A 24,340-nucleotide genomic window follows, 5' to 3' on the forward strand; every position below is an offset into this window, starting at 1 on the left:
AGATTGCCATGACCAAGCTCACCCGCCGCGGCCTGCTCGGCGCCGGCGCCGCGATCGGCGGCAGCTTCATCCTGCCGCGCGTCTCGATCGCGCAGGCCGACAACCGTCCCTCCGTCACCATTGCCGTGCAGAAGGTGACCAACTCGAACGTGCTCGACGTGCTGCGCGAGCAGTCCAATGTCGGCGAGCGCGTGTTCTACTCCTCGCTGTGGGAAAGCCTGATCTCGAAGAACTTCCGCGGCAATCTCGAAGCCGTCCCCGGCCTCGCCACCGAGTGGAAGCGGATCGACGACCAGACCGTCGAGCTGAAGCTGCGCCAGGGCGTCAAGTTCCACAACGGAGACGAGATGACGTCCGAGGACGTCGTGTTCTCGTTCAGCCGCGAGCGCATGTTCGGCGACAGCGAAGCGAAGAGCCGCAGCACCATCAAGGCGTTCGAGAAGATCCCGACGCCGCGCCCCGGCAAGGAGCTGCCGCCGGACGTGATCGGCGTCGCGCGCCGGATGTGGCCGGACCTCGTCCGCGTCGACGCGGTCGACAAATACACCGTGCGCTTCGTCAACGCGACGCCTGACGTGACCATCGAAGGCCGCCTGATGCGCTATGGCTCCGACATCATGAGCCGGCGCGGCTGGGAGGAGGCGGCGAGCTATCTCGACTGGGCGCGCAAGCCGATCACCACCGGTCCCTACAAGATCGTCGAGTTCAAGCCCGACGTGTCGCTGACGCTCGAAGCCCATGACGAATATTGGGGCGGCCGTCCGCCGCTGAAGCGCATCCGCTTCCTCGAAGTGCCTGAAGTCGCGAGCCGCATCAATGGTCTCTTGTCCGGCGAATATCAGTTCGCCTGCGACATCCCGCCGGACCAGATCGCCGGCATCGAGAAGAACACGGCGTTCGAAGTCCAGGGCGGCACCATCCTCAATCACCGCCTCACCGTGTTCGACAAGAACCATCCGCAGCTCGCCAATCCCTTGGTGCGACGCGCCTTCACCCACGCGATCGACCGCCAGGCCATCGTCGACAGCCTGTGGGCCGGCCGCACCCGCGTGCCGAAGGGCCTGCAATGGGAGTTCTACGGCGACATGTTCATCGCCGACTGGAGCGTGCCGGCGTTCGACCCGAAGCTGGCGCAGGACCTGCTGAAGCAGGCCGGCTACAAGGGCGATCCGATCCCCTACCGCCTGCTCAACAACTACTACACCAACCAGACCGCGACCGCGCAGGTGCTGGTCGAGATGTGGCAGGCCGTCGGCCTCAACGTGCAGATCGAGACCAAGGAGAACTGGTCGCAGATCCTGGAGCGCGCGCCGAACCGCGCCGTGCGCGACTGGTCGAACTCGGCGGCCTTCAACGATCCTGTCTCCTCGCTGGTCGCCCAGCACGGCCCGAACGGCCAGCAGCAGCAGGTCGGCGAATGGACCAATGCCGAGCTGAACAAGCTGTCGGAGTTCCTGGAGACCTCGACCGATCGCGCGGCGCGCAAGAAGGCGTTCGGCCGCATGCTGGAAATCGCCGAGCGCGAGGACCCGGCCTACACGGTGCTGCACCAGAACGCGACCTTCACCGCCAAGCCGAAGTCGATCAAGTGGAAGGCCTCGCCGGCCTTCGCGATGGACTTCCGCACCGGCAATTACGGAGTCTGATGCCGTGGCGCCGCTAGTCAGCATCTCCGGCCTGAAAGTCGCCTTCAACGGCACCCCTGTGCTGCATGGCATCGATCTCGACATCGACAAGGGCGAGGCCGTGGGTCTCGTCGGCGAGTCCGGATCCGGCAAGTCGGTGACCTGGCTCGCGGCGCTCGGCCTCCTGCCCGCCAAGGCGAAGGTCGCCGGCTCCGCCACGCTCGACGGCCGCGAGCTGATCGGGGCCGATGGCAAGGTGCTGGACCAGGTCCGGGGCCGGCGCATCGCGATGATCTTTCAGGATCCCGCGAGCGCGCTCAATCCCGTGCTCACGATCCGGCGCCAACTGTGCGAGAGCCTCGCTCTGCATCGCGGCCTGCGCGGCGAGGCCGCGCGGATCGAGGCGCTCCGGCTGCTCGATCTCGTCGGCATTCCCGATGCGAACAGGCGGCTGTCGGCCTATCCGCACGAATTCTCCGGCGGCCAGGTCCAACGCATCATGATTGCGATCGCGCTCGCCGGCCAGCCGCACCTGCTGATCGCGGACGAGCCGACCACCGCGCTCGATGCCACCATCCAGGCGCAGATCCTCGACCTGCTGGCGGCCGTGCGCCGCGAGTTCAACATGGCGATGGTGCTGATCAGCCACGACCTCGGCGTCGTCGCCGAGAATTGCGATCGTGTCTGCGTGATGTATGCCGGCCGCATCGTCGAGCGCGCGCCGGCCACGCGTCTGTTCGATGATCCCTGGCATCCTTACGCGCAAGGCCTGATCGGCGCGCTGCCGCCGCTGGATGGCGCGCGCCGGCGATTGCAGGCGATTCCCGGCACGGTGCCCGATCCGCGCGCGTTGCCGAGCGGTTGCGCCTTCGCGCCACGCTGCAGTTTCGCCGGCGACGGCTGTCATGCCGGCGTGCCGCTGCTGGCGCCGATCGTGCAGGATCGCGCGGTCGCCTGCCTGCGGCCGCAGCGGCTGCCGGTGGAGCTCGCCGCCGAATGACCACGCCGCTGGTCGAGATCAACCAGATCTCGCGAACCTATCGGATGCGGACCGGCCTGTTCGGGCGCACGACTTCAGTCCACGCCGTCGACGGCTTGAGCTTCTCCATCGTCAAAGGCGAGACGCTCGGCATCGTCGGCGAGTCCGGCTCCGGCAAATCCACCACAGGCCGCATGGTGCTCGGACTCGAGCCGCCGGACGCGGGCACGGTCCGCTTCGACGGCGCGCCGATTGCCGCGCCGGGCACGGCCGCATGGCGCGCTCAGCGCGCGCGCATGCAGATGATCTTCCAGGATCCGCTCGGCGCGCTCGATCGCAGGCTTCCCGTCGCCGAGCAGATCCGCGAGCCGCTCGATATCCACGACATCGGCACCAAGGACGAGCGCGACGCGCGCGTGCGCGAGCTGCTGCTGTCAGTCGATCTCAATGACAGCCATGGCCGCCGCTATCCCGGCGCGCTCTCCGGCGGCCAGCGCCAGCGCATCGTGCTGGCGCGCGCGCTCGCGACGAGGCCCGACTTCCTGGTTTGCGACGAGCCGGTCAGCGCGCTCGACGTCTCGATCCAGGCGCAGGTCGTGAACCTGCTGGTCGACCTCCAGGCGCGGCTCGGCCTGACCATGCTGTTCATCAGCCACGATCTCCGAGTCATTCGCCAGATCAGCAGCAAGGTCGCGGTGATGTATCTCGGCCGCATTGTCGAATATGGCGATGCCGACGATCTGTTCGCCAAGCCGCAGCATCCCTACACACAGGCGCTGGTGTCAGCCTCGCCGGCCCCGGGCCGCCGCAGCATCGGTCGCATCGTGCTGACGGGCGATCCGCCCAATCCGGCCGCGCGTCCCTCCGGCTGCGCCTTCCATCCGCGCTGCCGCCATGCGAGCGCGCGTTGCGCCATCGAGGTGCCCGCACTCGCTGCGCTCGATGCGCAGCGCCAGGTCGCCTGCCACCTTGTGACGGGTTCACAATCGCACACCCAGGACGCCGCGTGATGCTCCGCTTCTTCGCGATCCGCATTGCCCGCGCGCTGCTGACGATCGCGCTCGTCGTGACCTTTGCGTTCATCGTGCTGCGGCTCTCCGGCGATCCCGGGCTGATGATCATGGGGCCCGAGGCGCCGCCGGAAGTCATCGAAGCGTTCCGCAAGGCGTGGGGCCTCGATCATCCGATCTGGGTGCAATATCTCGACTACTTCAAGGCGATCGGCCAGGGTGAGCTCGGCCGCTCGATGCGCGACGGCCGTCCGGCAATCCAGCTCGTGCTTGAGCGCATCCCCGCCACGCTCGCGCTGACGATTCCGGCGTTCCTCGTGAAGGTGCTGCTCGGCATCCCCGCCGGCATCTACGCCGCCCTGCGTCGGGGATCTGCGATCGACCGCGCCGTGATGATCACGGCGGTCGCCGGCTTCACGGTCCCCAGCTTCGTGCTGGCGCTGCTGCTGGTGCTGATCTTCGCCGTGCAGCTCGGCTGGCTGCCATCGGGCGGACAGGACTCGTGGCGTCACGCCATCCTGCCGATCGTGACGCTCGGCTTCGGCGGCGCCGCCGTGCTCGCCCGCTTCACGCGCAGCGCGATGCTGGAGATTCTCGGCCAGCCCTACATCCGCACGGCGTCCGCGAAGGGCGTGCCCTGGCGCCGCGTCATTACCGATCACGCGCTGCCGAACGCCGCGATACCCACCGTCACGATCCTCGGCTTCATGGTCGGCAGCCTCATCGCAGGCGCCGTGGTGGTCGAGAGCGTGTTCTCCTGGCCCGGGGTCGGCCGGCTGCTCGTCGTCGCCGTCGCCAATCGCGACCTCGCCGTCGTGCAATGCATCCTGCTGCTGGTGGCGATGACGATGGTGACGTCGAACCTGATCGTCGATTTCCTCTACGGCCTGCTCGATCCGCGGCTGCGCAGCAAGGGAGCCGAGGCATGACCGATGTCGCGATGAAAGCGCCGGCCGCAAGGCGGCCGCGTTGGCCGAACATCCCCGTCTCCGTCAGCATTGCGATCGGCTGGATCGCCGCGATGCTCGTGCTGGCCATCTTCGCCGATCAGATCGCGCCTTACGGCTTCACCAAGTTCGACCTGCGCAACCGCCTCTCCTTGCCAGGAAATCCCGCCCATTGGCTCGGCACCGACGAGCTCGGTCGCGATGTCCTCTCCCGCCTGATCGTCTCGATCCGCATCTCGCTGCTGATCGCGTTCGGAGCGACCGCCATCTCGGCGATTGCCGGCACCACGCTCGGCTTTCTCGCCGCGCATTTCCGTGGCCTCGTCGAGCAGTTCGTGCTGATGCTCGCCGACTTCCAGGCCAGCATGCCGTTCCTGATCCTCGCGCTCGCCGTGCTCGCCTTCTTCGGCAACTCGCTGCCGCTGCTGATCGGTCTGATGGGCCTGTTCGGCTGGGAGCGCTACGCGCGCATCGCCCGCGGGCTCGCGATCTCCGCCAATGCTCAGGGATATGCCGCCGCCGTGCGCCAGCTCGGCGCCACGCCGCAGCGCGTCTATCTCAGGCACATCCTGCCCAACATCGCCTCGACCTTGATCGTATCGATGACTCTGGTGTTTCCGGAAGTCATCCTGCTGGAATCAGGCCTGTCGTTCCTGGGCCTCGGCGTACAGCCGCCAATGACCAGCCTCGGCAACATGGTCGGCTATGGCCGCGAGTATCTCACGCGCGCCCCGTGGATCATGCTCGCCCCGGCGGCCACCATCGTGGTGACGACGCTCGCGGTCTCGGTGATCGGCGACTGGCTTCGCGACAAGCTTGATCCGACGCTGCAATGATCCCGTTCAGCGGCGGGCGTCGGGGCTCGCCGCGGCGTGATCGCAGACGATCAGGGCATGCCCCGCCTGCTCACCGGCGAGCGCCATCCATTTCGACGCCTGCTGCAGCCAGAGATCACGCCGGGCGGGATCACGCTCGGCCTCCTCACGGCAGCTGGACGCAGCTGCCAAACATGCCGACTTCCTGTCCATGGGTCATGGTCCGACACGTCAACGTCAACGGCAACGGCACTCACATACGATATCGCGATTTCAGGTTGCGATCAATTTCGCTCGCGGATTGATCGCCCGTTTCCGCGTAGCGCATTGGCAGCGAATGATGGGCGTGGCATGCCGCGACTGCAGCATGACCAAACGCGACCGCGATCTGATGCAGGTCGGTGACGACATCGCCGATGCCATAGAGCCCTTCGACGCCGCAACGCTGCTTGGCATCAACGTCCAGAAAGCCCTCCGACGTATGCCGCGCGCCGAGCCTGATCGCGAGGTCGGACCGAACATCAGCGCCCATCGCCGGATACACGATCTCGAACCGTTCGCTGCGGCCGTCTGCGAACGCGGCCGCGATCGCGTGCTCCTCACGATGCAGCGCCTGAAGCGTCGGCGTGATGCGGACGCCCGCGGCCTGCAGCTCTCGGCGCTTGTCGTCGTTCTGTTCGTCGCCGACGGGGATCAGCGTGACGTCGGAACTGTAGACGCGCATGAACAGCGCCTTGCCGGCGGCATGTCCGAGCGGCCCAACGATGGCGATCTTGCCGCCGCGGGCCTCAAAGCCGTCGCAGACGGGGCAGTAGCGTAGCTGGCCATCGCGCACGGCCGATGTCCAGTCGGCCAGCGGCGTCTGTTTGTCGACGATCCCCGTGGCCAGAATAGCGCGCTGTGCCACAATCGAATCGCCCTGATGCGAGGCGATGATCGCTCCGTCCCGCTGCTCGAGCGCGGTCACCGTACCGGTGATGATGGGCACGCCGAGCTCCTCGGTCTGCCGCTGCATTCGTGCGAGCAGCTCGGTTCCGGGAAGGCCGTTCGGAAACCCTGGCAGATTGTGGCTTCGAGGAATGAGCGCCGCGCGTGATGCCCCGCTATCGACGACCACGACATGGCGCCGGAACCGGGCCAGATAGATTGCGGCCATCAGTCCCGCAGGACCGCCGCCGATAACCAGAACTTCGGTGCGCATCGCCGCCCTCGCATTGGATCGACGGAACCAAATGCCGAAGGACGGAACGGTTCCTGTTACACGACGCGTCAATCAAACCGGACACAGGGAACACAAATGGAACCATTTGCGGCAGGGAACGTTAACCTATGTCGCTGCCGCGGCGGAAAAGCCGTGCAAACTTGGCAGCGAGGGGGATCTGTTGCGAGGGCGCGTGGATGCGATTTGTGAATTCGACTGATGAAAGCTTGATGGCGTACTACGAAAGTGTTCGCAAGCAGGTGGCCGCTGACAGCCGGATCGGGGGACCCTACCGGCTGATCGGCGACCGGGCGAAGCAATACGCCCAGGAGCTTCAGGCCGAGATGCGGCGCCGGCAATTGCGGTTCACGCCGATCGAATGGCCGAATTGAACTGATAGAACAACGCGAGGTGGATCCACGGCTAGACGCCAATTGTGATCCAGGCGCGCTGGCAGTTACTGCGCCCTCTCCCCTTGCGGGAGAGGGCATGTAGAACAGAGCGGCAAACTGGCTCGGGTGAGGGGTATCTCTCGGCGCGCGCCGCTCACGGATAGATACCCCTCACCCAAGCTCGTGCGCGGATAGGCCTGCGATGCCCTCTCCCGCAAGGGGAGAGGGCTTTGTATCTGGCAGCGTCACTGCGGCGTCGTGCGAACAGCCGTAACACTCACTCCCAACTCCAGCTCGAGAAATCATTCTCGAACTGCGGGACGTCCTTCCAGACGCCCTTCAGCTTCTTGTTGATCACGGTGATCCATTGCGGCTGGAACAGGAAGCCGGCAGCGGCGTCGGTCGCCAGCATGCGCTGGGCGTCGCCGAGCAGCTTGGCGCGATCGGCCTCGTTGGGGGTGTCGACGATCTTCTGATAGAGCTTGTCGAACGCTTCGGACTGATAGCCGAAATAGTAGCTCTTCTCGGTGAACTTCACGAGGTCGAACGGCTCGACATGCGATACGATCGTGAGATCGAAATCGTGCGGGCCGTTGAACACCTGCGACAGCCATGCGGCCCATTCGAGGTTCTCGATCTTGGCGACGATGCCGACCTTGGCCAGCTGCGCCGCGAGCACCTCACCGCCCTGCCGCGCATAGGCCGGCGGCGGCAGCCGAAGTGACAGCTGCAGCGGCGTGGTGACGCCGGCTTCCGCGAGCAGCTTCTTGGCCTTCTCCGGATCGTAGGGGTTGATGTCCGTGGTGTCGACGTAGCCGAGCGAGCCCGGCACGTAGAAGCTGCCGATCGGCGTCCCCAATCCATCGACGGCGCCCTCGATCATCGCCTTGCGGTCGATGGCTGCGAGGATGGCGCGACGGACGCGGACGTCGTCGAGCGGTTTCTTCTTGTTGTTGATGGTGACGATGGTCTTCGCCTTGGAGCCGCCGATCAGCACCGTGAAGCGCGGGTCGGACTTGAACTGCGCGATGGTGCGCGCGGTGGTGCCGCGCGGGAAGGCGTCGACATCACCCGACAGCAAGGCTGCGACCTGCGCCGCCGGATCGGAGATGAAGCGGATCGTCACCTTCGACAGCTTCACGGAAGCGGCGTTGCGATAGTCGGGCCATTTGGCCAGGGTCAGCGATGACCCCTTGGCCCAGGCGCCGAGCGTATACGGCCCGGTGCCGACTGGCTGGGTCGCATTGGTCGGCGCGCTCTTCGGCTCGACGATCGAGGCCGTCGCTTGACCGAGCAGGAACGGCAGGTTGGGCTCGGCATATTTCAGCTTGATCTCGATGGTCTCGGCGTCGGGGGCGTTGACCGCCTCCATCGCCTGGAACAGCGCCTTGTCCTTGTTGGTGCTGTTCGCCGCGCCGGCGCGCTCGAACGAGAACTTCACCGCGGCGGAATCGAACGCCTCGCCGTTCTGGAATTTGACGCCCTTGACGAGCTTGAACGTGTAGCTCTTGAGGTCGGACGTCGCCTGCCAGCTCGCGGCCAACAGCGGCGACACCGAACCGTCCTCGTTGATCTTGGTCAGCGTCTCATAGACATTGTAGAGCGTGACCTCGGCAATCGCGGCCGCCGCCGCGCTGGTCGGATCGAGCCCCGGCGGCTCCAGGGTCATGCCGACGATGACGCTGTCCTTCTTGCTCTGCGCCGAGGCCGGCGCGACAACCGCGACGAGCGCGGTCAAGGCGATGATGGATAGTTTTTTCAACATCTGTTTGTTTCTCCCGGACGGAACCAAATTACGCGTCAAAGCGGCTTCGAGACAAGAGGCGGAAGTTCCGCGGTGGCCGGCGCCGGCAGCGCCATGACGCTTTCCGCATGGTGGCAGGCAGCCGAATGTTGCCCCGTGAGCGCCCGCAAGGCAGGGGCGGTCGCGCGGCAATGAGAATCGGCGAGCGGACACCGCGGCGCGTAGGCGCAGCCGACCGTGCCCAGGGACTGCGAGGCGATCGCAACATCCGCGCGCCGGCGCCTGGCAGCACCGGCCTGCGCCCGTGGCACCGCCTCCAGCAGCGCGCGCGTATAGGGGTGCGCGCATTGGCCGAACAGGTCCTCGGGACGTCCCCGCTCGACGATGCGGCCCAGATACATCACCGCGACCTCGTCGCAGAGATAATCGACCACCGCGAGATCATGGCTGATCAGGACGTAGCTGAGACCGAACTGCTCCTGCAAATCCTGCATCAGATTCAGCACCTGCGCCTGCACGGAGACGTCGAGCGCCGAGACCGGCTCGTCGGCGACGATCAGCTTCGGCTGTGTCATCAGCGCACGCGCGATTGCGATACGCTGGCGCTGGCCGCCGGAGAATTCGTGCGGATATTTATCCATGTCGGCATCGCGCAGGCCGACCTGCCGCAGCGCGGCGGCCACCCGTGCGCGCAAGGAGTCGCGATCAGGTCTTTCCAGGACAGTCAGCGGCTCGGCGACAATCCGGGCGATGGTCTGGCGCGGATCGAGCGAGCCATACGGGTCCTGGAACACCATCTGGAAGTCGCGCCGCGCGCGGCGCAGCTCGTCCGCCGAGAGCTCGTTCAGATCGCGCCCGGCCATCAGCACCGAGCCCGATGACGGCCGCTCCAGCGCCATGATCAGCCGCGCCAGTGTCGACTTGCCCGAGCCGGACTCGCCGACGATGCCGAGGCTCTTGCCTGCCATCAGCGAGAGCGAAACACCGTTCAGCGCAAGCACCTGCCCCCGCGGCCGCAACAGGCTCTCGCGCGGCAGCGTATAGCGCTGCACGAGATCGCGAACCTCGAGCAGCGGCGTCGCTGCATGCTGCTGTGCGACGACGCTCACGCGACCACTCCCACCGGAACGCGCGCGAGCGCGGCATCGGTCCGGATGCAGCGGGCCTGGTGCCCATCACCGATTTCGATCGCCGGCGGCAGCGCCGCGCGGCAGGCGTCGATGACCAGATCGCAGCGATCGGCGAACGGACAGCCGGCGGGCAGATCCGCGAGCTCCGGAACGGTGCCGGCGATGGTCGCAAGCCGCATGCCCTTGCGCGCGCCGAGCCGCGGCCGCGCGCGAAACAGGCCCTGCGTGTAGGGATGGCCCATGCGCGAGAACACAGCGTCCGTGCTGCCGCTCTCGACGACCGTGCCGCCATACATCACGATCATGCGCTGCACGTTTTCGGCGATGACGCCGAGATCGTGCGAGATCAGGATCATCGCCATGCCCTGCTCGGCGACGAGGTCGGCGATGAGGTCGAGGATCTGGCGCTGTATGGTGACGTCGAGCGCGGTGGTCGGCTCGTCGGCGATCAGCACGTCGGGCTTGCAGGCAAGCGCCATCGCGATCGTGATGCGCTGGCGCTGGCCGCCGGAGAACTGATGCGGATAGGCGTCGAAGCGCCTGACAGGGTCCGGCAATCCGACACGGTCGAGCAGCGCGATCGCCTCGCGTTTCGCCTCCGCAGCCGAACAGCCGGTGTGGCGCAGCAGCGGCTCGGCCACCTGATGACCGATCGTGTGCATCGGGTTGAGCGCGGTCATCGGCTCCTGGAAGATCATGCTGATCCGGTTGCCGCGCAGCTTGCAATAGTCGGCGTCCTCGAGCCCGACCAGTTCACGCCCGTCGAGCCTGATGCTGCCGCTGACGACCGCGCTGTCGGGCAGCAGCCCGAGCAGCGCGAGCGCGGTGATCGACTTGCCGCAGCCGGACTCGCCGACGATACCGAGCGTCTCGCCGCGCTTCAGCGCGAACGAGACCTCGCGCACGGCCTGCGCCGGACCGCGACTGGTGTTGAGCCGGATGCCGAGACCGGAGACGTCAAGCAGAGGATGATCGTTCGCGCTCATCGCTGCCTCGCCAGCCGCGGATCGAGCAGGTCGCGCAGACCATCGCCGAGCAGGTTGAGGCCGAGCACCGCGAGCGCGATGGCGGCGCCCGGATAAACGGCCAGGCTCGGCGACTGGAACAGCAGGGTCTGCGCGTCGTTCAGCATGCGTCCCCAAGACGGCTGCGGCGGCTGCGTGCCCAGGCCGAGATAGGACAATGCGGCCTCCGCCAGGATCGCCAGCGCGAACTGGATCGTCGCCTGCACGATCAGGATCGACAGGATGTTCGGCAGCACGTGCTCGACGGTGATGCGGAAGCGGCCCTTGCCGGCGGCGCGCGCCGCCAGGATGAACTCGCGTGCCCAGATCGCACCGGCCGAGCCGCGGGTGACGCGGACGAACACCGGGATCTGGAAGATGCCGATCGCGGTGATCGAGGTCACCATGCCCGGCCCGATCACGGCCGCCAGCATGATCGCCGAGAGCACCGCGGGAAAAGCAAAGGTGAAGTCGCTGAAGCGCATGATCAGCTCTTCGCTCCAGCCGCGCTGAGCGGCGGCGACGAGCCCGAGGGCAACGCCGCAGGTCAGCCCGATACCGACCGCGATGACGCCGACGAGAATGGTCGCGCGGGCGCCGACCAGCAGCAGCGAGACGATGTCGCGGCCGAGCACGTCGGTGCCGAGCCAATGCGCTGATGACGGCGGCCGCAGCTTCGAGGCGACGTCGATCTCATAGGCCGACCACGGCGTCCACACCAGCGACAGCAGCGCGGCGCCGAGCACGACGAGGCAGAGCAGCGCGCCGACGGTGAAGCTGCGATGCCGCAGCGCCCGGCGCCAGAACGCGTTCGGCGCAGGCGCGCCGGCTTGAACCATCACCGACGCACTCACAGCTCGTGCACCTTGATGCGCGGATCGATCACCGCATAGAGCACGTCGACCACGAAGTTGACGATGATCACCATGGCGGCCAGCAGCATCACGCAGTTGCGGACGACGATCAGGTCGCGGTTGGCGATCGACTGGAAGATGAGGCGGCCGAGACCCGGCAGATAGAACACGTTCTCGATCACGATGGTGCCGGCCAGCAGATTGGCGAATTGCAGCCCCATCACGGTGAGCACCGGGATCATCGCGTTGCGCAGCACGTGCTGCCACAGCACCTCGCGCTTGCTGAGGCCCTTGGCGCGCGCCGTGCGCACGAAATCCTCGCGCAGCACGTCGAGCACCGCGGAGCGCGTCACCCGCGCCAGGATCGCGGCCTGTACCACCGCGAGCGCCACCGCCGGCAGCAGCAGCGAGCGCAGCCCCGGCCAGATGCCGTCCTCCCAGCCGGGAAAGCCGCCCGCCGACAGCCATTGCAGCTTCACCGCGAACAGCAGGATCAGGAGAATGGCGAACCAGAAGTTCGGCAGCGCGATGCCGATCTGGGTCAGCGACATCACGCCGACATCGCCGATGCGGTTGTGGTTGGCGGCCGTGTAGATGCCGGCCGCGAGCGCGAGCACCGTCGTCAGTGCCATCGCGAGGATCGCCAGCGGGATCGTCATCGCGAGCCGCTCGCGGATCAGCTCCGCCACCGGGGTGCCATAGGCATAGCTGTTGCCGAGATTGCCGGTGGCGAGCCCGCCGAGCCATTGCAGGTAGCGCAGCGCCAGCGGCTGATCGAGCCCGAGCTTGATCGTCAGCGCCCTCACGGCATCGGGCGAGGCGTCGGCGCCCATCAGCATCTGCGCCGCGTTGCCCGGCAGGGCATCGAGCACCAGGAAAATGATCAGCGACGCACCGACCAGGGTCGCGAGCAAAGTCAGGCATCGCCGCAGCAGAAACACGCTCATTCGAGCCGAAACTCCTCATTCTCGGCGGCCGCACGTTCTACAGCTTTGGCCCGGGATGCAAGCCCGTTGCCTGCATGATCGCCCCCCGCAAGCGCAGGACACCGCCGAGACGCTTGATCCCCGTCAACGGCCCGACGGCCGCGATCGGCATCATCCGCCCGACCGCAGCAACGCAGGCACTCTTCCATCATGACCACACGTCCGAACTTCGTCTGGGGCGCCTCGACCTCGGCCTTCCAGATCGAAGGGGCGGCCCATCTCGGCGGCCGCGCCGACAGCATCTGGGACGTCTATCTGCGCGCGCCGGGCCGCATCAAAGGCAATGAGACCGCGGAGGTCGCCTGCGACCACTATCATCGCTATCCCGAGGACGTCGCGCTGATGCGCACGCTCGGGCTCAACGCCTACCGGTTCTCGATCGCATGGCCGCGCGTGCTGCCGCAGGGACACGGCGCGGCCAACGAGGCCGGCCTCGCCTTCTACGACCGCCTGATCGACGCGCTGCTGGCCGCAGAGATAGAGCCCTGGCTGTGCCTCTACCACTGGGATCTGCCCCAGGCGCTGGAAGCGCTCGGCGGCTGGCAGAACCGCGACATCGCAGGCTGGTTCGCCGACTACACCGCGCTGGTCGCGCGTCGCTATGGCGACCGGGTCAAGCGCTTCGCCACCTTCAACGAACCCTGCGTGTTCACGCTGTTCGGCTATGGCCTCGGCTGGCATGCCCCGGGGATCGCCGACAAAGCAGCGCTGCACAGAGCCATTCACTACGTCAACTTGAGCCATGGCCGCGCCGTCGACGTGCTGCGCAGAGATGTCGTCGGCGCTTCGATCGGCGCCATTCACAATCGCCAGCCGTGCTATCCCGCGACCGACCGCCCCGAGGACGCTAAGGCAGCGTTGCGTCTCGCCGCCTATTGGAACGACGCCTTCCCCTTCCCGCAGGCGTTCGCCTGCTATCCACCAGGGCTGCAGGACGCGGTTGCGCCCTTTATCGAGCCCGGCGACATGGCCGACATCGCGCGGCCCGTCGACTGGTTCGGGCTGAACCACTACTCGCCGCATTACGTGAAGGCCGACACCAACCTGATCGGCGCCGGCTTCGGCCCCGCCCCGGCGACCGTGCGGCGCAGCGCCATCGGCTGGCCGGTGGTGCCCGACGCATTCCGCGACACGCTGACGGACATTCATCAAAGGTTCCATCTGCCGATCTACGTGCTGGAGAACGGAACGGCCGCGAACGACGTGATCGATGCCGCGGGTGGCATCCCGGACGAGGACCGGATCGGCTACCTGAAGGCCTATACCGCGGCGATGGAACAGGCGATCGCCGCCGGCGCTGACGTGCGCGGCTATTTCGTCTGGTCGCTGCTCGATAATTTTGAATGGGGAGCGGGCTATTCGCAGCGCTTCGGCATTGTCTATGTCGATCACGCCACGCAGCGCCGCATTCCCAAGGCATCGGCGCGGTGGTATGCGGAGAAGATTGCGGCTCACCGGGCATCCGACGATCCCGCCGGGCGGCACAACCGGGCGGAAGAGTGAGGAATGAGCGAGCGCGTTCTCCTGGGCGACATCGGCGGCACCAATGCGCGGTTCGCGCTGCTGACGGACGGCACGATCAGCGACGTCGCGCATCTGAAGGTCGCGGACTTCCCGACCATCGCCGATGCGATCACCGACTTCCTGTCGCGCCACGCCGGCGGCGGCCCGCCGACCGCGGCCGTGCTCGACATCGCCGGCCCGATCGAGCGCAACCGCGGCATGCTGACCAACTCGACCTGGGTGATCGACGGCGCCGAGCTGGCGACGCGGTTCAATCTTCGCTCCGCAAAACTCCTCAACGATTTCGAGGCCGTCGGCTGGTCCCTGCCCGCCTTGCATCCGGATGATCTCTTTTCCCTCGGCGGCACCGCGGCTGTGGAGGGCGCGCCGATGCTGGTGATCGGCCCGGGCACCGGATTCGGCGCGGCCTGCTACCTCCCCGGCGACGGCCGTCCGACGGTCGCGGTCACCGAAGCCGGCCATGCGACCCTGCCAGCGACGACGGCGCGCGAGGCCGAGGTGCTCGCCAAGATGCGCGAGCGGTTCGGCCACGTCTCGATCGAGCGCGCGCTGTCCGGCATGGGGCTCGAGAACGTCTACCAGGCGATCGCAGCCGTCGACGGCGCCGCCGTGCCGAAGCGTGATGCGGCGGCGATCACGCATGCCGCGCTCGACGGCAGCTGCGCCACCAGCCGCGCCACGCTCGACATGTTCTGCGCCTGGCTCGGCGCCGTCGCCGGCAATCTGGCGCTGACCTTCTGCGCCCGCGGCGGCGTCTACATCGCCGGCGGCATCCCGCCGCGCTTTCCCGACGCGTTCGCCAGGTCCGACTTCCGCCGGCAGTTCGAGAGCAAGGGCCGCTACGACAGCTACCTGCGCCCGATCCCGGTGCACCTCGTCACCAAGCCTGATATCAGCTTCCTCGGCCTCAAATCCTTCCACGAGTCCGGCATCACTACGAGCGGCGGGTCCTCCGCGAACTGATCCATGAGCGACATCATCACGATCACGCCGAACCCGGCGGTCGACGTCTCGACGACGGTCGAGACCATCGTGCCGGTGGCGAAGCTGCGCGGCACCACGCAGCGGCGCGATCCCGGCGGCGGCGGCATCAATGTCGCGCGCGTCATCACCCGGCTCGGCGGCGACGTGACGGCGCTCTATCCGGTCGGCGGCCCGACCGGAGTGCTGCTGAAGCAGCTGGTCGACAGCGAGGGCGTCATCAGCCGCACCTGGACGACATCAGAGGATACGCGCGAGGACTTCTTCGTGCAGGAGCGCAGCACCGGCCAGCCTTATCGCTTCATCCTGCCGGGGCCGACGCTCAGCGAGGCGGAATGGCAGGCCGGTCTCGCGCTCGTGAGCGCACTCGATCCGTTTCCGCGCTTCGTCATCGGCAGCGGCAGCCTGCCGCGGGGCGTGCCGAGCGACTACTACGCGCGCCTCTCGGCAATCGCGCGGGCGCGGGGCGCGCAATTCATTCTCGACACCTCCGGGCCGGCTCTGGCGGCGGCTGTCGCCGGCGGCGTCGATCTGATCAAGCCGTCGCTGCGCGAGATGCATGATCTCGTCGGCGGCGATCTGCCGGATGCGGCGGCCTGGGAAGCCGCGGCGCGAACGCTGGTCACCAGCGGCAAGGCACGAATTGTCGCGCTCACCATGGGCCATCTCGGCGCTCTGCTGGTGACGTCGGATCGCGTGCTACGCGCGCAGCCGCTGACGATGGTGCCCGTCAACGCCGTCGGCGCCGGCGACAGTTTTCTCGGCGCCTTGATCGCCAAGCTCGCCGCCGGCGAGCTCATCGACGAGTCGTTCCGCTTTGCGGTCGCAGCCGGTGCCGCCGCGCTGCTACGCACGGGCACAGCGCTGTGCGATCCCGCCGACATCAGCCGTCTGCTGGCTGACGTTCGGCTGCAGACAGCGTGACCTTTTCGACGGCATCACCATTCAGCTCGTCGAGCGACAGCAGCAGACCGCCGACCCGCTCCAGCGACGACATCCAGTCGGCCACGCGGCCGTAATTGTCGACCAGCCAGTTGAACGAGCCCTGCACCAGCGTGAACGCCGCCGCTGCCTGCGTCAGCTCACCGAGCGTCATCTGGCCATCGAGGAATTTCGGCGCGCACAGCACGAGGCCGATGATCGGCGCGACCAGCGAGTTGGTGTGCGACACCAGCGTCATGCGCATCAGCCGCCAGCACAGCCGCCGCCATTGCCGGATGGTGCGGTCGAGCGCCTGCCACAACGCGGCGATCACGCCGCGCCTGTCCTCCTTCGGCGTCACGCCCTCGCCGATGTCGCGCAGCCGATGCGCCGCCGTGATCAGCTCCGACTCCGCCTGGTTCTTGACCTGGATGACATGCGTGAGCGGCGCGCCGACCCACAGCATCGCGCCGGTGACGAGCGCGGAATAGGCGATGACGCTGACGACGAGATAGCCGGGAATCCACAGCCGAAGGCCGGCGACGGAGAAGCCGATCGGGCCGCCGACCTGCCACAGCACCTGGAGGAAGATGATTGCCGTCAGAAGCGAGGAGATCACGTTGACGGCGAAGTCGACCGGCGCGTCGGTGGCGATGCGGACGTCCTCGGCAATGCGGTATTCGGGAATCTTCTGATCCCCCTGCACCAAGGCCAGCCGCGCATAGCGGTCGTTCTCGATCCAATAGTCGATCACCCTGGCTGCCAGCCATTGGCGCCAATTGCGCTGCATGGCCATTCGGCCCCAGACGGAGGCGACCGCCAGAGCCACGCTCGCGAGACACAACGGCGCGAGCAGGGCGGCCTGCTCGCGCAGCCGCGCGGGGTCACGCCCCTCCAGCGCATTGAAGAAGTCGCGGTTCCAGGTGTTGAAGCGGAACTGCACATAGAGTTGCAGCATGACGATGCCGACGAGAATTGCGCAGAGCAGCCAGACCCGCCACGCCGGCCATCCGCACCAGAAATTCCGCGCCGTCAGCCAGAACCGCGACCATTCGCGATTGCTGTCCTCATTGCCGTCCTCGGACAGGCCGGCGGAGCGGAGGTCGTCGGGTTCATCGGCAGCGAACGGATCTCGCCGGGGAACTTTTGTCATGGGGGCATCTAAGAAGGCCCGACGGCCTGGCGCTTGATCTTGCGCAAGTCGGCTGCCGCGCGACGCGACAAACTATGGTCTGCGCTGCGATGCGGGAGACAGGCCATGACGGCATCCGGTTACATCCGCTGGTTCAAGGATCTTCGGATCGAGGACGTGCCGGAGGTCGGCGGCAAGACGGCCTCGCTCGGCGAGCTGTATTCTGCGCTGACCTCGCAGGGGGTGCGCGTGCCCAACGGCTTCGCGCTGACGGCGGCGAGCTATCGCGATGCGCTGCGCGCCACGGGTGCCGACGACGAACTACGCAAGCTGCTCGCCGGCCTCGACAAGCGCCGCATCGCCGATCTTGCCAAACGCGCTGCGAAAGCGCGCGCCATCGTCTTCGAAGCCACCGATCGCGATGACCTGCGGCACGAGGTGGCGAAGGCCTATAAGCAGCTCGAGCAGCAATATGGCCGGGGTGTCGCGGTCGCCGTGCGCAGCTCGGCCACGGCGGAGGACCTGCCGAATGCGAGCTTCGCCGGCCAGCACGAGAGCTTTCTCAACATCCGCGGTGCGACGGATCTGTTCGAGACCTGCCGCCGCTGCTTCGCCTCGCTCTACACCGATCGCGCGATCTCCTACCGCATCGACAACGGTTTTGCGCATGACAAGGTCGCGCTGTCGGTCGCCGTCATGAAGATGGTACGCTCGGATCTCGGCGCCAGCGGCGTGATGTTCTCGCTCGACACCGAAAGCGGCTTTCGCGACGTCGCGTTCATCACCGGCGTGTATGGGCTCGGCGAGACCATCGTGCAGGGCGCGGTCGATCCTGACGAGTTCTACGTCCACAAGCCGACCTTCGCGGCCGGCTTCCGCAGCGTGCTGTCACGCCGGCTCGGCGCCAAGAGCAAGCGCATGGTCTACGCCAAAGCCGGCGCGCGCGGCGCCACCACGCGCATCGAGGCGACGCCGCCGGCCGACCGCGCCAAATTCTGCATCGATGACACCGATGTGCTGGAGCTGGCCCAGGCCACCATCACGGTCGAACAGCACTACTCGCAGAAGGCCGGGCGTCCCACGCCGATGGACATCGAATGGGCCAAGGACGGCCGCGACGGCGCGCTCTACATCATCCAGGCGCGGCCCGAGACCGTGGCCTCGCAACGCCGGCCGGAGTCGGTCGAGACCTATGTGCTGAAGAAGGCAGGCAAGGTGCTCGCCGCAGGACGCGCCGTCGGCGAGAAGATCGCCGCCGGCAAGATCCGCCTGATCAAATCAGCCAAGGACCTGCGCGCGTTCAAGCCCGGCGAGGTGCTGGTCGCGGCCTCGACCAGTCCGGACTGGGAGCCGGTCATGAAGACCGCGGCTGCGATCGTCACCGATCATGGCGGCCGGACCTGTCATGCCGCGATCATCGCCCGCGAGCTCGGCGTGCCCGCGGTGGTCGGCACCGAGGATTTTGCGAAGCGCGCCAGGACGGGGACGACGGTCACGGTGTGCTGCGCCGAGGGCGATGCCGGTCACGTCTATGAGGGCGCCCTGCCCTTCGAGGTCGAGCGCCTCGCGATCGACAGACTGGACAAACCGCACACCCACATCATGGTCAACCTCGGCAATCCCGAGCTCGCCTTCAAGACCGCGCTGCAGCCGAACGACGGCGTCGGCCTGGCGCGCATGGAGTTCATCATCAACCAGTCGATCGGCATCCATCCGATGGCACTGGCCGCGCCCAGCAAGGTGAATTCGGCCAAGGACCGCGCGACGATCAAGCGCCTCACGGCGCGCTACAAGAAGCCGGCGGACTTCTTCGTCGAGCGGCTGTCGGAAGGCGTCGGCACCATTGCCGCCGCCTTCTATCCGCGTCCCGTCATCGTCAGGCTGTCGGACTTCAAGACCAACGAATATGCCAGCCTGATCGGCGGCGCCGATTTCGAGCCGAGAGAAGAGAACCCGATGCTCGGCTTCCGCGGCGCCTCGCGCTATGCGCATCCGGCCTATGCGGCCGGCTTCGCGCTGGAATGCGCCGCTCTCAAGCGCGTGCGCGATGCGATGGGGCTTACCAACCTGAAGATCATGATCCCGTTCTGCCGCCGCGTCGAGGAAGCGCGCAAGGTGATCGCGGCGATGGCGGAGCACGGCCTCGTCCGCGGCGAGAACGGACTCGAGATCTACATGATGTGCGAGATCCCGAACAACGTCATCCTGATCGACGAGTTCGCCAAGCAGTTCGACGGCTTCTCAATCGGCTCCAACGATCTCACCCAGCTCACCCTCGGCGTCGACCGCGATTCCGACATCGTCGCATTCGATTTCGACGAGCGCGATCCCGGGCTGCTTGCGATGCTCAAGCTCGCGATCGAGGGCGCGCATCGCAACCGCCGCCATGTCGGCATCTGCGGCGAGGCGCCGGCCAACTATCCGGACGTCGCGCGCTATCTCGCCGAGCTCGGCATCGACTCCATCAGCGTCAATCCCGCGAGCCTCGTGCGCACGATGGAGATCGTCCGCGCTGCGGAGCAGGAAGTGGTCGCACGGACTCCGCAGGCGCTGGCAAGCTAGGACGAGGGGCAGCGCCGCGGAGCGTGTCGTCAATGGCTGCGCGGGCGGGGATCGTCCGTGGGCGCGCCGCCGTCGTCGCGGTCGCAGACATCGGCGATGGCGCGCTCGGCCTCGGCAATCAGCTGGCGGATCGGACGCGACTGCTCGCTTGGAACGGCATGGCCGTCGGCCTTGGCAAGCTCGTCGAGCCGGCCGAGGATCTGCCGCCACGCATCGAGCGTCCGCCTGAGCTGCCCGAGCTGGATCGCAACCGCCATCTCGAGCGCGCGGTCGATCCGCTTCGCGCGCGCGATCCGCACTGCTGCCGTCGGGAATGGGATGATGTCAGCCAACGGCGCTCCATGACATGCCCTGCAGCACGGCTGCCGATTCACCGGATGTGAACCGCCGCCGACTCCGCATGGCCGCGTTCTCCGTTGAAGCGGCCCAGGGCAGATTGCGGCGCATTGTCGTCAGGGAGCTTAAAGAACCCTGTACTTTCGTCGCCCGTGGAACTCCGGGCGAACGCACGATAGCGATCAGATCCCGTAGCCCTGCGGGGATGAAATCACTCTGTCGTCATCGTTGCACGCCGCGCTGGTGCCGCCACACCGTCATGAGGCCGCCCTCGACCGCCAAGCCCGCACCAACTGATAGCAGAACATCGCGCACAGCGCGGCGAAGACGAACTGCGAGGCTTCGACATTCGCGAACGCGCAATCCGGCCCGTAGCTCGGTTGAACCCACCATGCGGGATGACCTGCCGCGAGCAGCGGCGCTGTGATGACCAGCAACGAGCGAGGCCGGCGCCTGATATCAACGATGACGACGGCGGCTGCCACGAGCACGCTCGCGAGCCACCAGGCTTCCGCGGCAAGAACGGCATCCGCGATCGATGTCTTGACGTCGACCAGCGAGCAGGCAGACGCCGTGCGAGGCAACAGGCTGATGCCGAGCTGGCCTATGGCGAGTGCTGAAAGCCGTCCTCGCAGGCACGCCGCAATCATCATCGACCCGCATCCCGCAAGGCCGCGTCACCGCGCTTCTTCGAAGCCCGCCAGCACGGCCGTCAGGTTCTGCCCGAGAATGTCGGAGAGATAGCCGCCCTCCTGCACGAACACCGTGGGCAAACCGAGCCGCGCGATCGCAGCCCCGATGCGCCGGAAGCCCGGCGTCGTCACTGCGAGACCTTTCAGCGGATCATGCTCGGACGCGTCGAGGCCGAGGGCGACGACCAGCGCGCCGGGCGCGAAGGCGTGGATGGTCTTGGCCGCCGTCTCGAACGCCTTGAGATAGGTGTCGTCGCCGCTCTTCAGGGCCAGGGGAATGTTGAGATTGGCGCCGAGCCCCGCGCCCGCGCCTCGCTCATGTGCATAGCCCCATACGAACGGATAGTAGTGCGTCGGATCGGCGTGGATCGAGATCGTGAGCACGTCGGGCCGCTCGTAGAAGATGCCCTGCGTGCCGTTGCCGTGATGGACGTCGACATCGAGGATCGCCACGCGCTCGTGGCGCTGGCGCAGATGCGCCGCCGCGATCGCGGAATTGTTCATGAAGCAGAAGCCGGAGGCGATATCGCGATAGGCGTGATGCCCCGGCGGACGGCACAGCGCGTAGACGGCATCCTCGCCGTCGAGCAGCAGCTGCGCCGCGGTCGCGGCCACGTCGGTGGCGGCGCAGGCGCCCTCCCACGTCCCCGGCCCGATCGGCGCCGAGGTGTCGGTCGTGTGCCAGCCGAGCCGTCCGACGATGTGGGTCGGATAGGTGGCGGCGTTGCGCACGGGGTGCATGTTCGGGATCATCTCTGTGCCGGCATCGCCGAGCGCGGCCCAGGCCTCCCACGCCTCTTCCAGAAAGGTCAGATATTCCGGACTGTGGACGCGGGCGCGCGCCTCCTGGCCGAAATGCAGCGGCGCCACCAGCTCGTGATTGCCCGCTTTCACCCCCGCAAGCAGACGATCAGCCCGTTCAGGCTGCTCGGTGGTCCGCTTCACGACTCCGCGCACGAGATAGAATTGCGGATCGTGGCTGCGATGCAGCTCGGTGTAGACGGCCTTCACGCGTCGGGACTCCTGTTTGGTCGCGAACATGATTGTGCATGGAGCTGCCGTCGAGACAAGCACAGATGGTTTGCATTCCCGTCGTTCCGCGCAGGCAGCTTCCAGCCGGCGGAACGGATCGCGGCGTCCTCTCCGTGAAGACGCCTCTCGGCGTGGTCATGGTCCGGTGTGCAGTGCCCCTTGGCGCTGGAGACTCATGATGTCGACACCGAGTTCGCCGGCATCAAGGCGATCCGGCGCGTGAGACACGGTGGATGTGGGGAGAGATCCGTCCGCCATTCAGCCGGCTGCGGGGGCCATCAGGGAAAATGCGTCGAGACCTCGGCAAAACCCGAGCGTGCAAGCCTGACCAGCTCATGCGTTACAGAGCGGCCAGAGCCAGGGCATCAAATGACGCTCCGCCATCGCCGGTATGAACACCCCACGATCAATCCAAAACTTGCATCAATCGATACAGGCTTCGGTTTGGACCCGGACCGGTCACCTCATCTAGGACAATCCTTGAGGAACGTTTAAGAGAGGTAGAGCGCATGAGCGCAATCGTAACTACGGCCGAATTGCGCCGATCGCGCGTGCGGCTGTTCATCGTGACCATGCTGTTCCTGGTCACGACCGTGAACTACGCCGACCGCGCGACGCTATCGATCGCGGGCCCTTCGCTCTCCAAGGAGTTGCATCTCGATCCCGTCGCCATGGGCTACGTGTTCTCCGCCTTCGGCTGGTCCTATGTGCTCGCACAGGTGCCGGGCGGCTGGCTGCTCGATCGCTTCGGCTCGCGCTGGGTCTATGCCTGCAGCATCGTCGTCTGGTCGCTCTTCACCATGCTGCAGGGCTGGATCGGCTTCTTCTCCGGCGCGGCTGCCGTCACCGCGCTGTTCGCGCTCCGCTTCCTCGTCGGCCTCGCCGAGGCGCCGAGCTTCCCGGCCAATGCCCGCATCGTCGCCGCCTGGTTTCCGAGCAACGAGCGCGGCACGGCGTCGGCCTTCTTCAACTCCGGGCAATATTTCGCCACCGTGATCTTCGCGCCGCTGATGGGCTGGATCGCGCATGAATTCGGCTGGCGTCACGTCTTCACCGTGATGGGCGCGCTCGGCATCATCATGGGCCTGATCTGGATCAAGACCATGTACGGGCCGAAGGAGCACCCCGGCGTCAACGAGGCCGAGCTCGACTACATCAAGCAAGGCGGCGCGCTGGTCGACATGGAAGGCGCGAAGGACAAGACGGCCCAGGGCGGACCGACCTGGTCGCATATCGGCCAGCTGCTGTCGAACCGCATGATGCTCGGCGTCTATATCGGCCAATACTGCATCAACACGCTGACCTACTTCTTCCTGACCTGGTTTCCGGTCTATCTCGTCAAGGAGCGCGGCCTGTCGATCCTGCAGGCGGGCTTCGTCGCCACCTTGCCCGCGCTGTGCGGCTTCATCGGCGGCGTGCTCGGCGGCTTCATCTCCGACGCCATCCTGCGCAAGACCGGATCTCTGACGCTCGCGCGCAAGATCCCGATCGTCGGCGGCATGCTGCTGTCGATGGCCATCATCGGCTGCAACTATGTCGACGGCCAGGCGCTGGTGGTCGGCCTGATGGCGCTCGCCTTCTTCGGCAAGGGCATCGGCGCGCTCGGCTGGGCTGTTGTTTCCGACACCTCGCCGAAGGAAGCCGGCGGCGTCTCCGGCGGCCTGTTCAACACCTTCGGCAACCTCTCCAGCATCACGACCCCGATCGTGATCGGCTACATCCTGTCGGCCACCGGCTCCTTCAACGGCGCGCTGGTGTTCGTCGGCCTGAACGCTCTCGTCGCGGCGTTCGCCTATCTCTTCATCGTCGGCCGCATCCAGCGCGTCCAACTCCGAGCCTCCTGAGCACCACGCCCCCTTGCGTGGTCTCAAACTCGAACGGCGGCCTCGGGCCGCCGTTTTTTTTTGCGCTTCGTATGAGGCCCGCGAAGCCTGCCGCAAAGACCGTGCGCTCCCCTCCCCCTTGCGGGGAGGGGTCGGGGGTGGGGGGTCCACGAGTCCGCTTCGCGTGATGCGCACTGATCTCGCTGAGCATCTCAAGTGAGCGCTTGAAGACGTATCGTTCGACGCATCTCACTGAGTTCAGCGCCCGGAGACCCCCACCCCCGCCCCCTCCCCGCAAGGGGAGGGGAGCCGGCCGCCGCCGGGGCAGATGCTGCAAAACAAAATCTTCTTGCTATTTTTCGGAATTCATGATCATCTCCCCGCATCCCGCCTCATCGCAGTAGGGGCGTAGCGCGCGATCGTCACGACACGCGAGGCGGGGATGCGGTGGCCGCGAGAGATCGCAGCGCCCTCTCGCGAGGGCGCGGACGAACGATCTGTTGCGGACGTGAAGTCGCAGCGTCCTGACACCCCGAAGCTGGTGTCCCGCGCGATGCGCGAGAGCGCGTCGTCGCGAATGGTGGCCAACAAGCCGGGCACCAGGGAGACTGCGTATAAGCGTGAAGACCACCGCGCAGGGAATGCCGGCG

At 66.8% G+C, this 24,340-nt stretch carries 22 protein-coding genes; 11 read left to right on the top strand and 11 right to left on the bottom strand.

Translation table 11 applies throughout. The features are described from left to right. Nucleotides 1-8 precede the first annotated feature (8 nt). The 5 genes from NLR35_RS30055 to NLR35_RS30075 are packed head-to-tail and all read left to right on the top strand — an operon-like array spanning nt 9 to nt 5,397. Entirely contained in the window at nt 9-1,646 is a 1,638-nt protein-coding gene (locus NLR35_RS30055) for an ABC transporter substrate-binding protein (RefSeq protein WP_257170159.1), read from the top strand. Nucleotides 1,647-1,650: 4 nt separating this feature from the next. Next, nucleotides 1,651-2,625 carry an ABC transporter ATP-binding protein gene (locus NLR35_RS30060; protein ID WP_257170160.1) on the top strand — a complete coding sequence of 325 codons (975 nt, stop codon included), beginning with the start codon at nt 1,651-1,653 and terminating at the stop codon, nt 2,623-2,625. Then, entirely contained in the window at nt 2,622-3,614 is a 993-nt protein-coding gene (locus tag NLR35_RS30065) for an ABC transporter ATP-binding protein (RefSeq protein WP_257170161.1), read from the top strand. Before NLR35_RS30060 ends, NLR35_RS30065 begins: the two co-directional genes overlap by 4 nt. Next, nucleotides 3,614-4,543 (top strand): ABC transporter permease, encoded by a 930-nt coding sequence (locus NLR35_RS30070; RefSeq protein WP_257170162.1) that lies wholly within the window; start codon nt 3,614-3,616, stop codon nt 4,541-4,543. Before NLR35_RS30065 ends, NLR35_RS30070 begins: the two co-directional genes overlap by 1 nt. Nucleotides 4,544-4,554: 11 nt before the next feature. After that, the gene (locus NLR35_RS30075; RefSeq protein ID WP_374940874.1) at nt 4,555-5,397 is read left to right on the top strand and encodes an ABC transporter permease; all 843 of its coding nucleotides are present in this window, start codon (nt 4,555-4,557) and stop codon (nt 5,395-5,397) included. Nucleotides 5,398-5,403: 6 nt separating this feature from the next. Here the strand turns inward: NLR35_RS30075 and NLR35_RS30080 are convergent, their stop codons facing one another. Together NLR35_RS30080 and NLR35_RS30085 are read right to left on the bottom strand one after the other, a co-directional pair. After that, nucleotides 5,404-5,568 (bottom strand): hypothetical protein, encoded by a 165-nt coding sequence (locus tag NLR35_RS30080; RefSeq protein ID WP_257170164.1) that lies wholly within the window; start codon nt 5,566-5,568, stop codon nt 5,404-5,406. A 61-nt stretch (nt 5,569-5,629) separates the two neighbouring features. Then, nucleotides 5,630-6,577, bottom strand: a complete 948-nt coding sequence (locus NLR35_RS30085; RefSeq protein ID WP_257170165.1) for an NAD(P)/FAD-dependent oxidoreductase — start codon at nt 6,575-6,577, stop codon at nt 5,630-5,632. A 230-nt stretch (nt 6,578-6,807) separates the two neighbouring features. On the opposite strand from NLR35_RS30085, the gene NLR35_RS30090 reads away from it, so the two are divergent. Continuing rightward, on the top strand, nt 6,808-6,969 hold the full coding sequence (locus NLR35_RS30090) for a hypothetical protein (protein ID WP_257170166.1): 162 nt from the start codon (nt 6,808-6,810) through the stop codon (nt 6,967-6,969). A 277-nt stretch (nt 6,970-7,246) separates the two neighbouring features. On the opposite strand, the gene NLR35_RS30095 is transcribed toward NLR35_RS30090, so the two are convergent. From NLR35_RS30095 to NLR35_RS30115, 5 genes are read right to left on the bottom strand one after another with little or no spacing between them, the layout of a single operon-like run. Beyond that, a complete protein-coding gene (locus NLR35_RS30095; RefSeq protein ID WP_257170167.1) occupies nt 7,247-8,734 on the bottom strand; it encodes an ABC transporter substrate-binding protein in 1,488 nt (495 codons plus the stop codon). Between the two features lie 35 nt (nt 8,735-8,769). After that, nucleotides 8,770-9,822 (bottom strand): ABC transporter ATP-binding protein, encoded by a 1,053-nt coding sequence (locus NLR35_RS30100; protein WP_257170168.1) that lies wholly within the window; start codon nt 9,820-9,822, stop codon nt 8,770-8,772. Then, nucleotides 9,819-10,829 (bottom strand): ABC transporter ATP-binding protein, encoded by a 1,011-nt coding sequence (locus NLR35_RS30105; RefSeq protein WP_257170169.1) that lies wholly within the window; start codon nt 10,827-10,829, stop codon nt 9,819-9,821. Before NLR35_RS30105 ends, NLR35_RS30100 begins: the two co-directional genes overlap by 4 nt. Continuing rightward, entirely contained in the window at nt 10,826-11,686 is an 861-nt protein-coding gene (locus tag NLR35_RS30110) for an ABC transporter permease (RefSeq protein WP_257170183.1), read from the bottom strand. Before NLR35_RS30110 ends, NLR35_RS30105 begins: the two co-directional genes overlap by 4 nt. 11 nt (nt 11,687-11,697) lie before the next feature. Further along, the gene (locus tag NLR35_RS30115; protein WP_257170170.1) at nt 11,698-12,648 is read right to left on the bottom strand and encodes an ABC transporter permease; all 951 of its coding nucleotides are present in this window, start codon (nt 12,646-12,648) and stop codon (nt 11,698-11,700) included. A 189-nt stretch (nt 12,649-12,837) separates the two neighbouring features. Between NLR35_RS30115 and NLR35_RS30120 the strand changes: the two genes are divergently transcribed. The 3 genes from NLR35_RS30120 to NLR35_RS30130 are packed head-to-tail and all read left to right on the top strand — an operon-like array spanning nt 12,838 to nt 16,116. After that, nucleotides 12,838-14,190, top strand: a complete 1,353-nt coding sequence (locus NLR35_RS30120) for a GH1 family beta-glucosidase (RefSeq protein WP_257170171.1) — start codon at nt 12,838-12,840, stop codon at nt 14,188-14,190. Between the two features lie 3 nt (nt 14,191-14,193). Further along, nucleotides 14,194-15,174 carry a glucokinase gene (gene glk, locus NLR35_RS30125; RefSeq protein ID WP_257170172.1) on the top strand — a complete coding sequence of 327 codons (981 nt, stop codon included), beginning with the start codon at nt 14,194-14,196 and terminating at the stop codon, nt 15,172-15,174. A gap of 3 nt (nt 15,175-15,177) precedes the next feature. Beyond that, nucleotides 15,178-16,116 (top strand): 1-phosphofructokinase family hexose kinase, encoded by a 939-nt coding sequence (locus tag NLR35_RS30130; protein WP_257170173.1) that lies wholly within the window; start codon nt 15,178-15,180, stop codon nt 16,114-16,116. On the opposite strand, the gene NLR35_RS30135 is transcribed toward NLR35_RS30130, so the two are convergent. Beyond that, nucleotides 16,076-17,266, bottom strand: coding sequence for an SbmA/BacA-like family transporter (locus NLR35_RS30135; protein ID WP_257170174.1), 1,191 nt, complete (start codon nt 17,264-17,266; stop codon nt 16,076-16,078). The genes NLR35_RS30130 and NLR35_RS30135 overlap by 41 nt on opposite strands. Nucleotides 17,267-17,371: 105 nt before the next feature. Here NLR35_RS30135 and ppsA point away from each other — a divergent pair, with 105 nt between their 5' ends. Beyond that, entirely contained in the window at nt 17,372-19,807 is a 2,436-nt protein-coding gene (gene ppsA, locus NLR35_RS30140) for a phosphoenolpyruvate synthase (protein ID WP_257170175.1), read from the top strand. Between the two features lie 29 nt (nt 19,808-19,836). Here ppsA and NLR35_RS30145 read toward each other — a convergent pair whose 3' ends face one another. The 3 genes from NLR35_RS30145 to NLR35_RS30155 form a co-directional block, all read right to left on the bottom strand. Continuing rightward, on the bottom strand, nt 19,837-20,139 hold the full coding sequence (locus NLR35_RS30145) for a hypothetical protein (RefSeq protein ID WP_257170176.1): 303 nt from the start codon (nt 20,137-20,139) through the stop codon (nt 19,837-19,839). A 261-nt stretch (nt 20,140-20,400) separates the two neighbouring features. Continuing rightward, nucleotides 20,401-20,796, bottom strand: a complete 396-nt coding sequence (locus NLR35_RS30150; protein WP_257170177.1) for a hypothetical protein — start codon at nt 20,794-20,796, stop codon at nt 20,401-20,403. A 24-nt stretch (nt 20,797-20,820) separates the two neighbouring features. Continuing rightward, on the bottom strand, nt 20,821-21,846 hold the full coding sequence (locus NLR35_RS30155) for a histone deacetylase family protein (protein ID WP_257170178.1): 1,026 nt from the start codon (nt 21,844-21,846) through the stop codon (nt 20,821-20,823). A gap of 530 nt (nt 21,847-22,376) precedes the next feature. Here NLR35_RS30155 and NLR35_RS30160 point away from each other — a divergent pair. Beyond that, nucleotides 22,377-23,711, top strand: coding sequence for an MFS transporter (locus tag NLR35_RS30160; protein ID WP_257170179.1), 1,335 nt, complete (start codon nt 22,377-22,379; stop codon nt 23,709-23,711). The last annotated feature ends 629 nt before the right edge of the window (nt 23,712-24,340 follow it).

The organism is Bradyrhizobium sp. SRS-191 (genome assembly GCF_024586915.1).
Classification (GTDB): domain Bacteria; phylum Pseudomonadota; class Alphaproteobacteria; order Rhizobiales; family Xanthobacteraceae; genus Bradyrhizobium.

Bases quoted from the DNA above. Each gene is read 5' to 3' on its own strand.
- ppsA (WP_257170175.1), top strand. From the start codon at position 17,372: ATGACGGCATCCGGTTACATCCGCTGGTTCAAGGATCTTCGGATCGAG.
- NLR35_RS30110 (WP_257170183.1), bottom strand. From the start codon at position 11,686: ATGGTTCAAGCCGGCGCGCCTGCGCCGAACGCGTTCTGGCGCCGGGCG.
- NLR35_RS30120 (WP_257170171.1), top strand. From the start codon at position 12,838: ATGACCACACGTCCGAACTTCGTCTGGGGCGCCTCGACCTCGGCCTTC.
- NLR35_RS30095 (WP_257170167.1), bottom strand. From the start codon at position 8,734: ATGTTGAAAAAACTATCCATCATCGCCTTGACCGCGCTCGTCGCGGTT.
- NLR35_RS30090 (WP_257170166.1), top strand. From the start codon at position 6,808: ATGGCGTACTACGAAAGTGTTCGCAAGCAGGTGGCCGCTGACAGCCGG.
- NLR35_RS30150 (WP_257170177.1), bottom strand. From the start codon at position 20,796: ATGATGATTGCGGCGTGCCTGCGAGGACGGCTTTCAGCACTCGCCATA.
- NLR35_RS30065 (WP_257170161.1), top strand. From the start codon at position 2,622: ATGACCACGCCGCTGGTCGAGATCAACCAGATCTCGCGAACCTATCGG.
- NLR35_RS30085 (WP_257170165.1), bottom strand. From the start codon at position 6,577: ATGCGCACCGAAGTTCTGGTTATCGGCGGCGGTCCTGCGGGACTGATG.
- NLR35_RS30105 (WP_257170169.1), bottom strand. From the start codon at position 10,829: ATGAGCGCGAACGATCATCCTCTGCTTGACGTCTCCGGTCTCGGCATC.
- NLR35_RS30115 (WP_257170170.1), bottom strand. From the start codon at position 12,648: ATGAGCGTGTTTCTGCTGCGGCGATGCCTGACTTTGCTCGCGACCCTG.
- NLR35_RS30070 (WP_257170162.1), top strand. From the start codon at position 3,614: ATGCTCCGCTTCTTCGCGATCCGCATTGCCCGCGCGCTGCTGACGATC.
- NLR35_RS30130 (WP_257170173.1), top strand. From the start codon at position 15,178: ATGAGCGACATCATCACGATCACGCCGAACCCGGCGGTCGACGTCTCG.
- NLR35_RS30055 (WP_257170159.1), top strand. From the start codon at position 9: ATGACCAAGCTCACCCGCCGCGGCCTGCTCGGCGCCGGCGCCGCGATC.
- glk (WP_257170172.1), top strand. From the start codon at position 14,194: ATGAGCGAGCGCGTTCTCCTGGGCGACATCGGCGGCACCAATGCGCGG.
- NLR35_RS30135 (WP_257170174.1), bottom strand. From the start codon at position 17,266: ATGACAAAAGTTCCCCGGCGAGATCCGTTCGCTGCCGATGAACCCGAC.
- NLR35_RS30160 (WP_257170179.1), top strand. From the start codon at position 22,377: ATGAGCGCAATCGTAACTACGGCCGAATTGCGCCGATCGCGCGTGCGG.
- NLR35_RS30075 (WP_374940874.1), top strand. From the start codon at position 4,555: ATGAAAGCGCCGGCCGCAAGGCGGCCGCGTTGGCCGAACATCCCCGTC.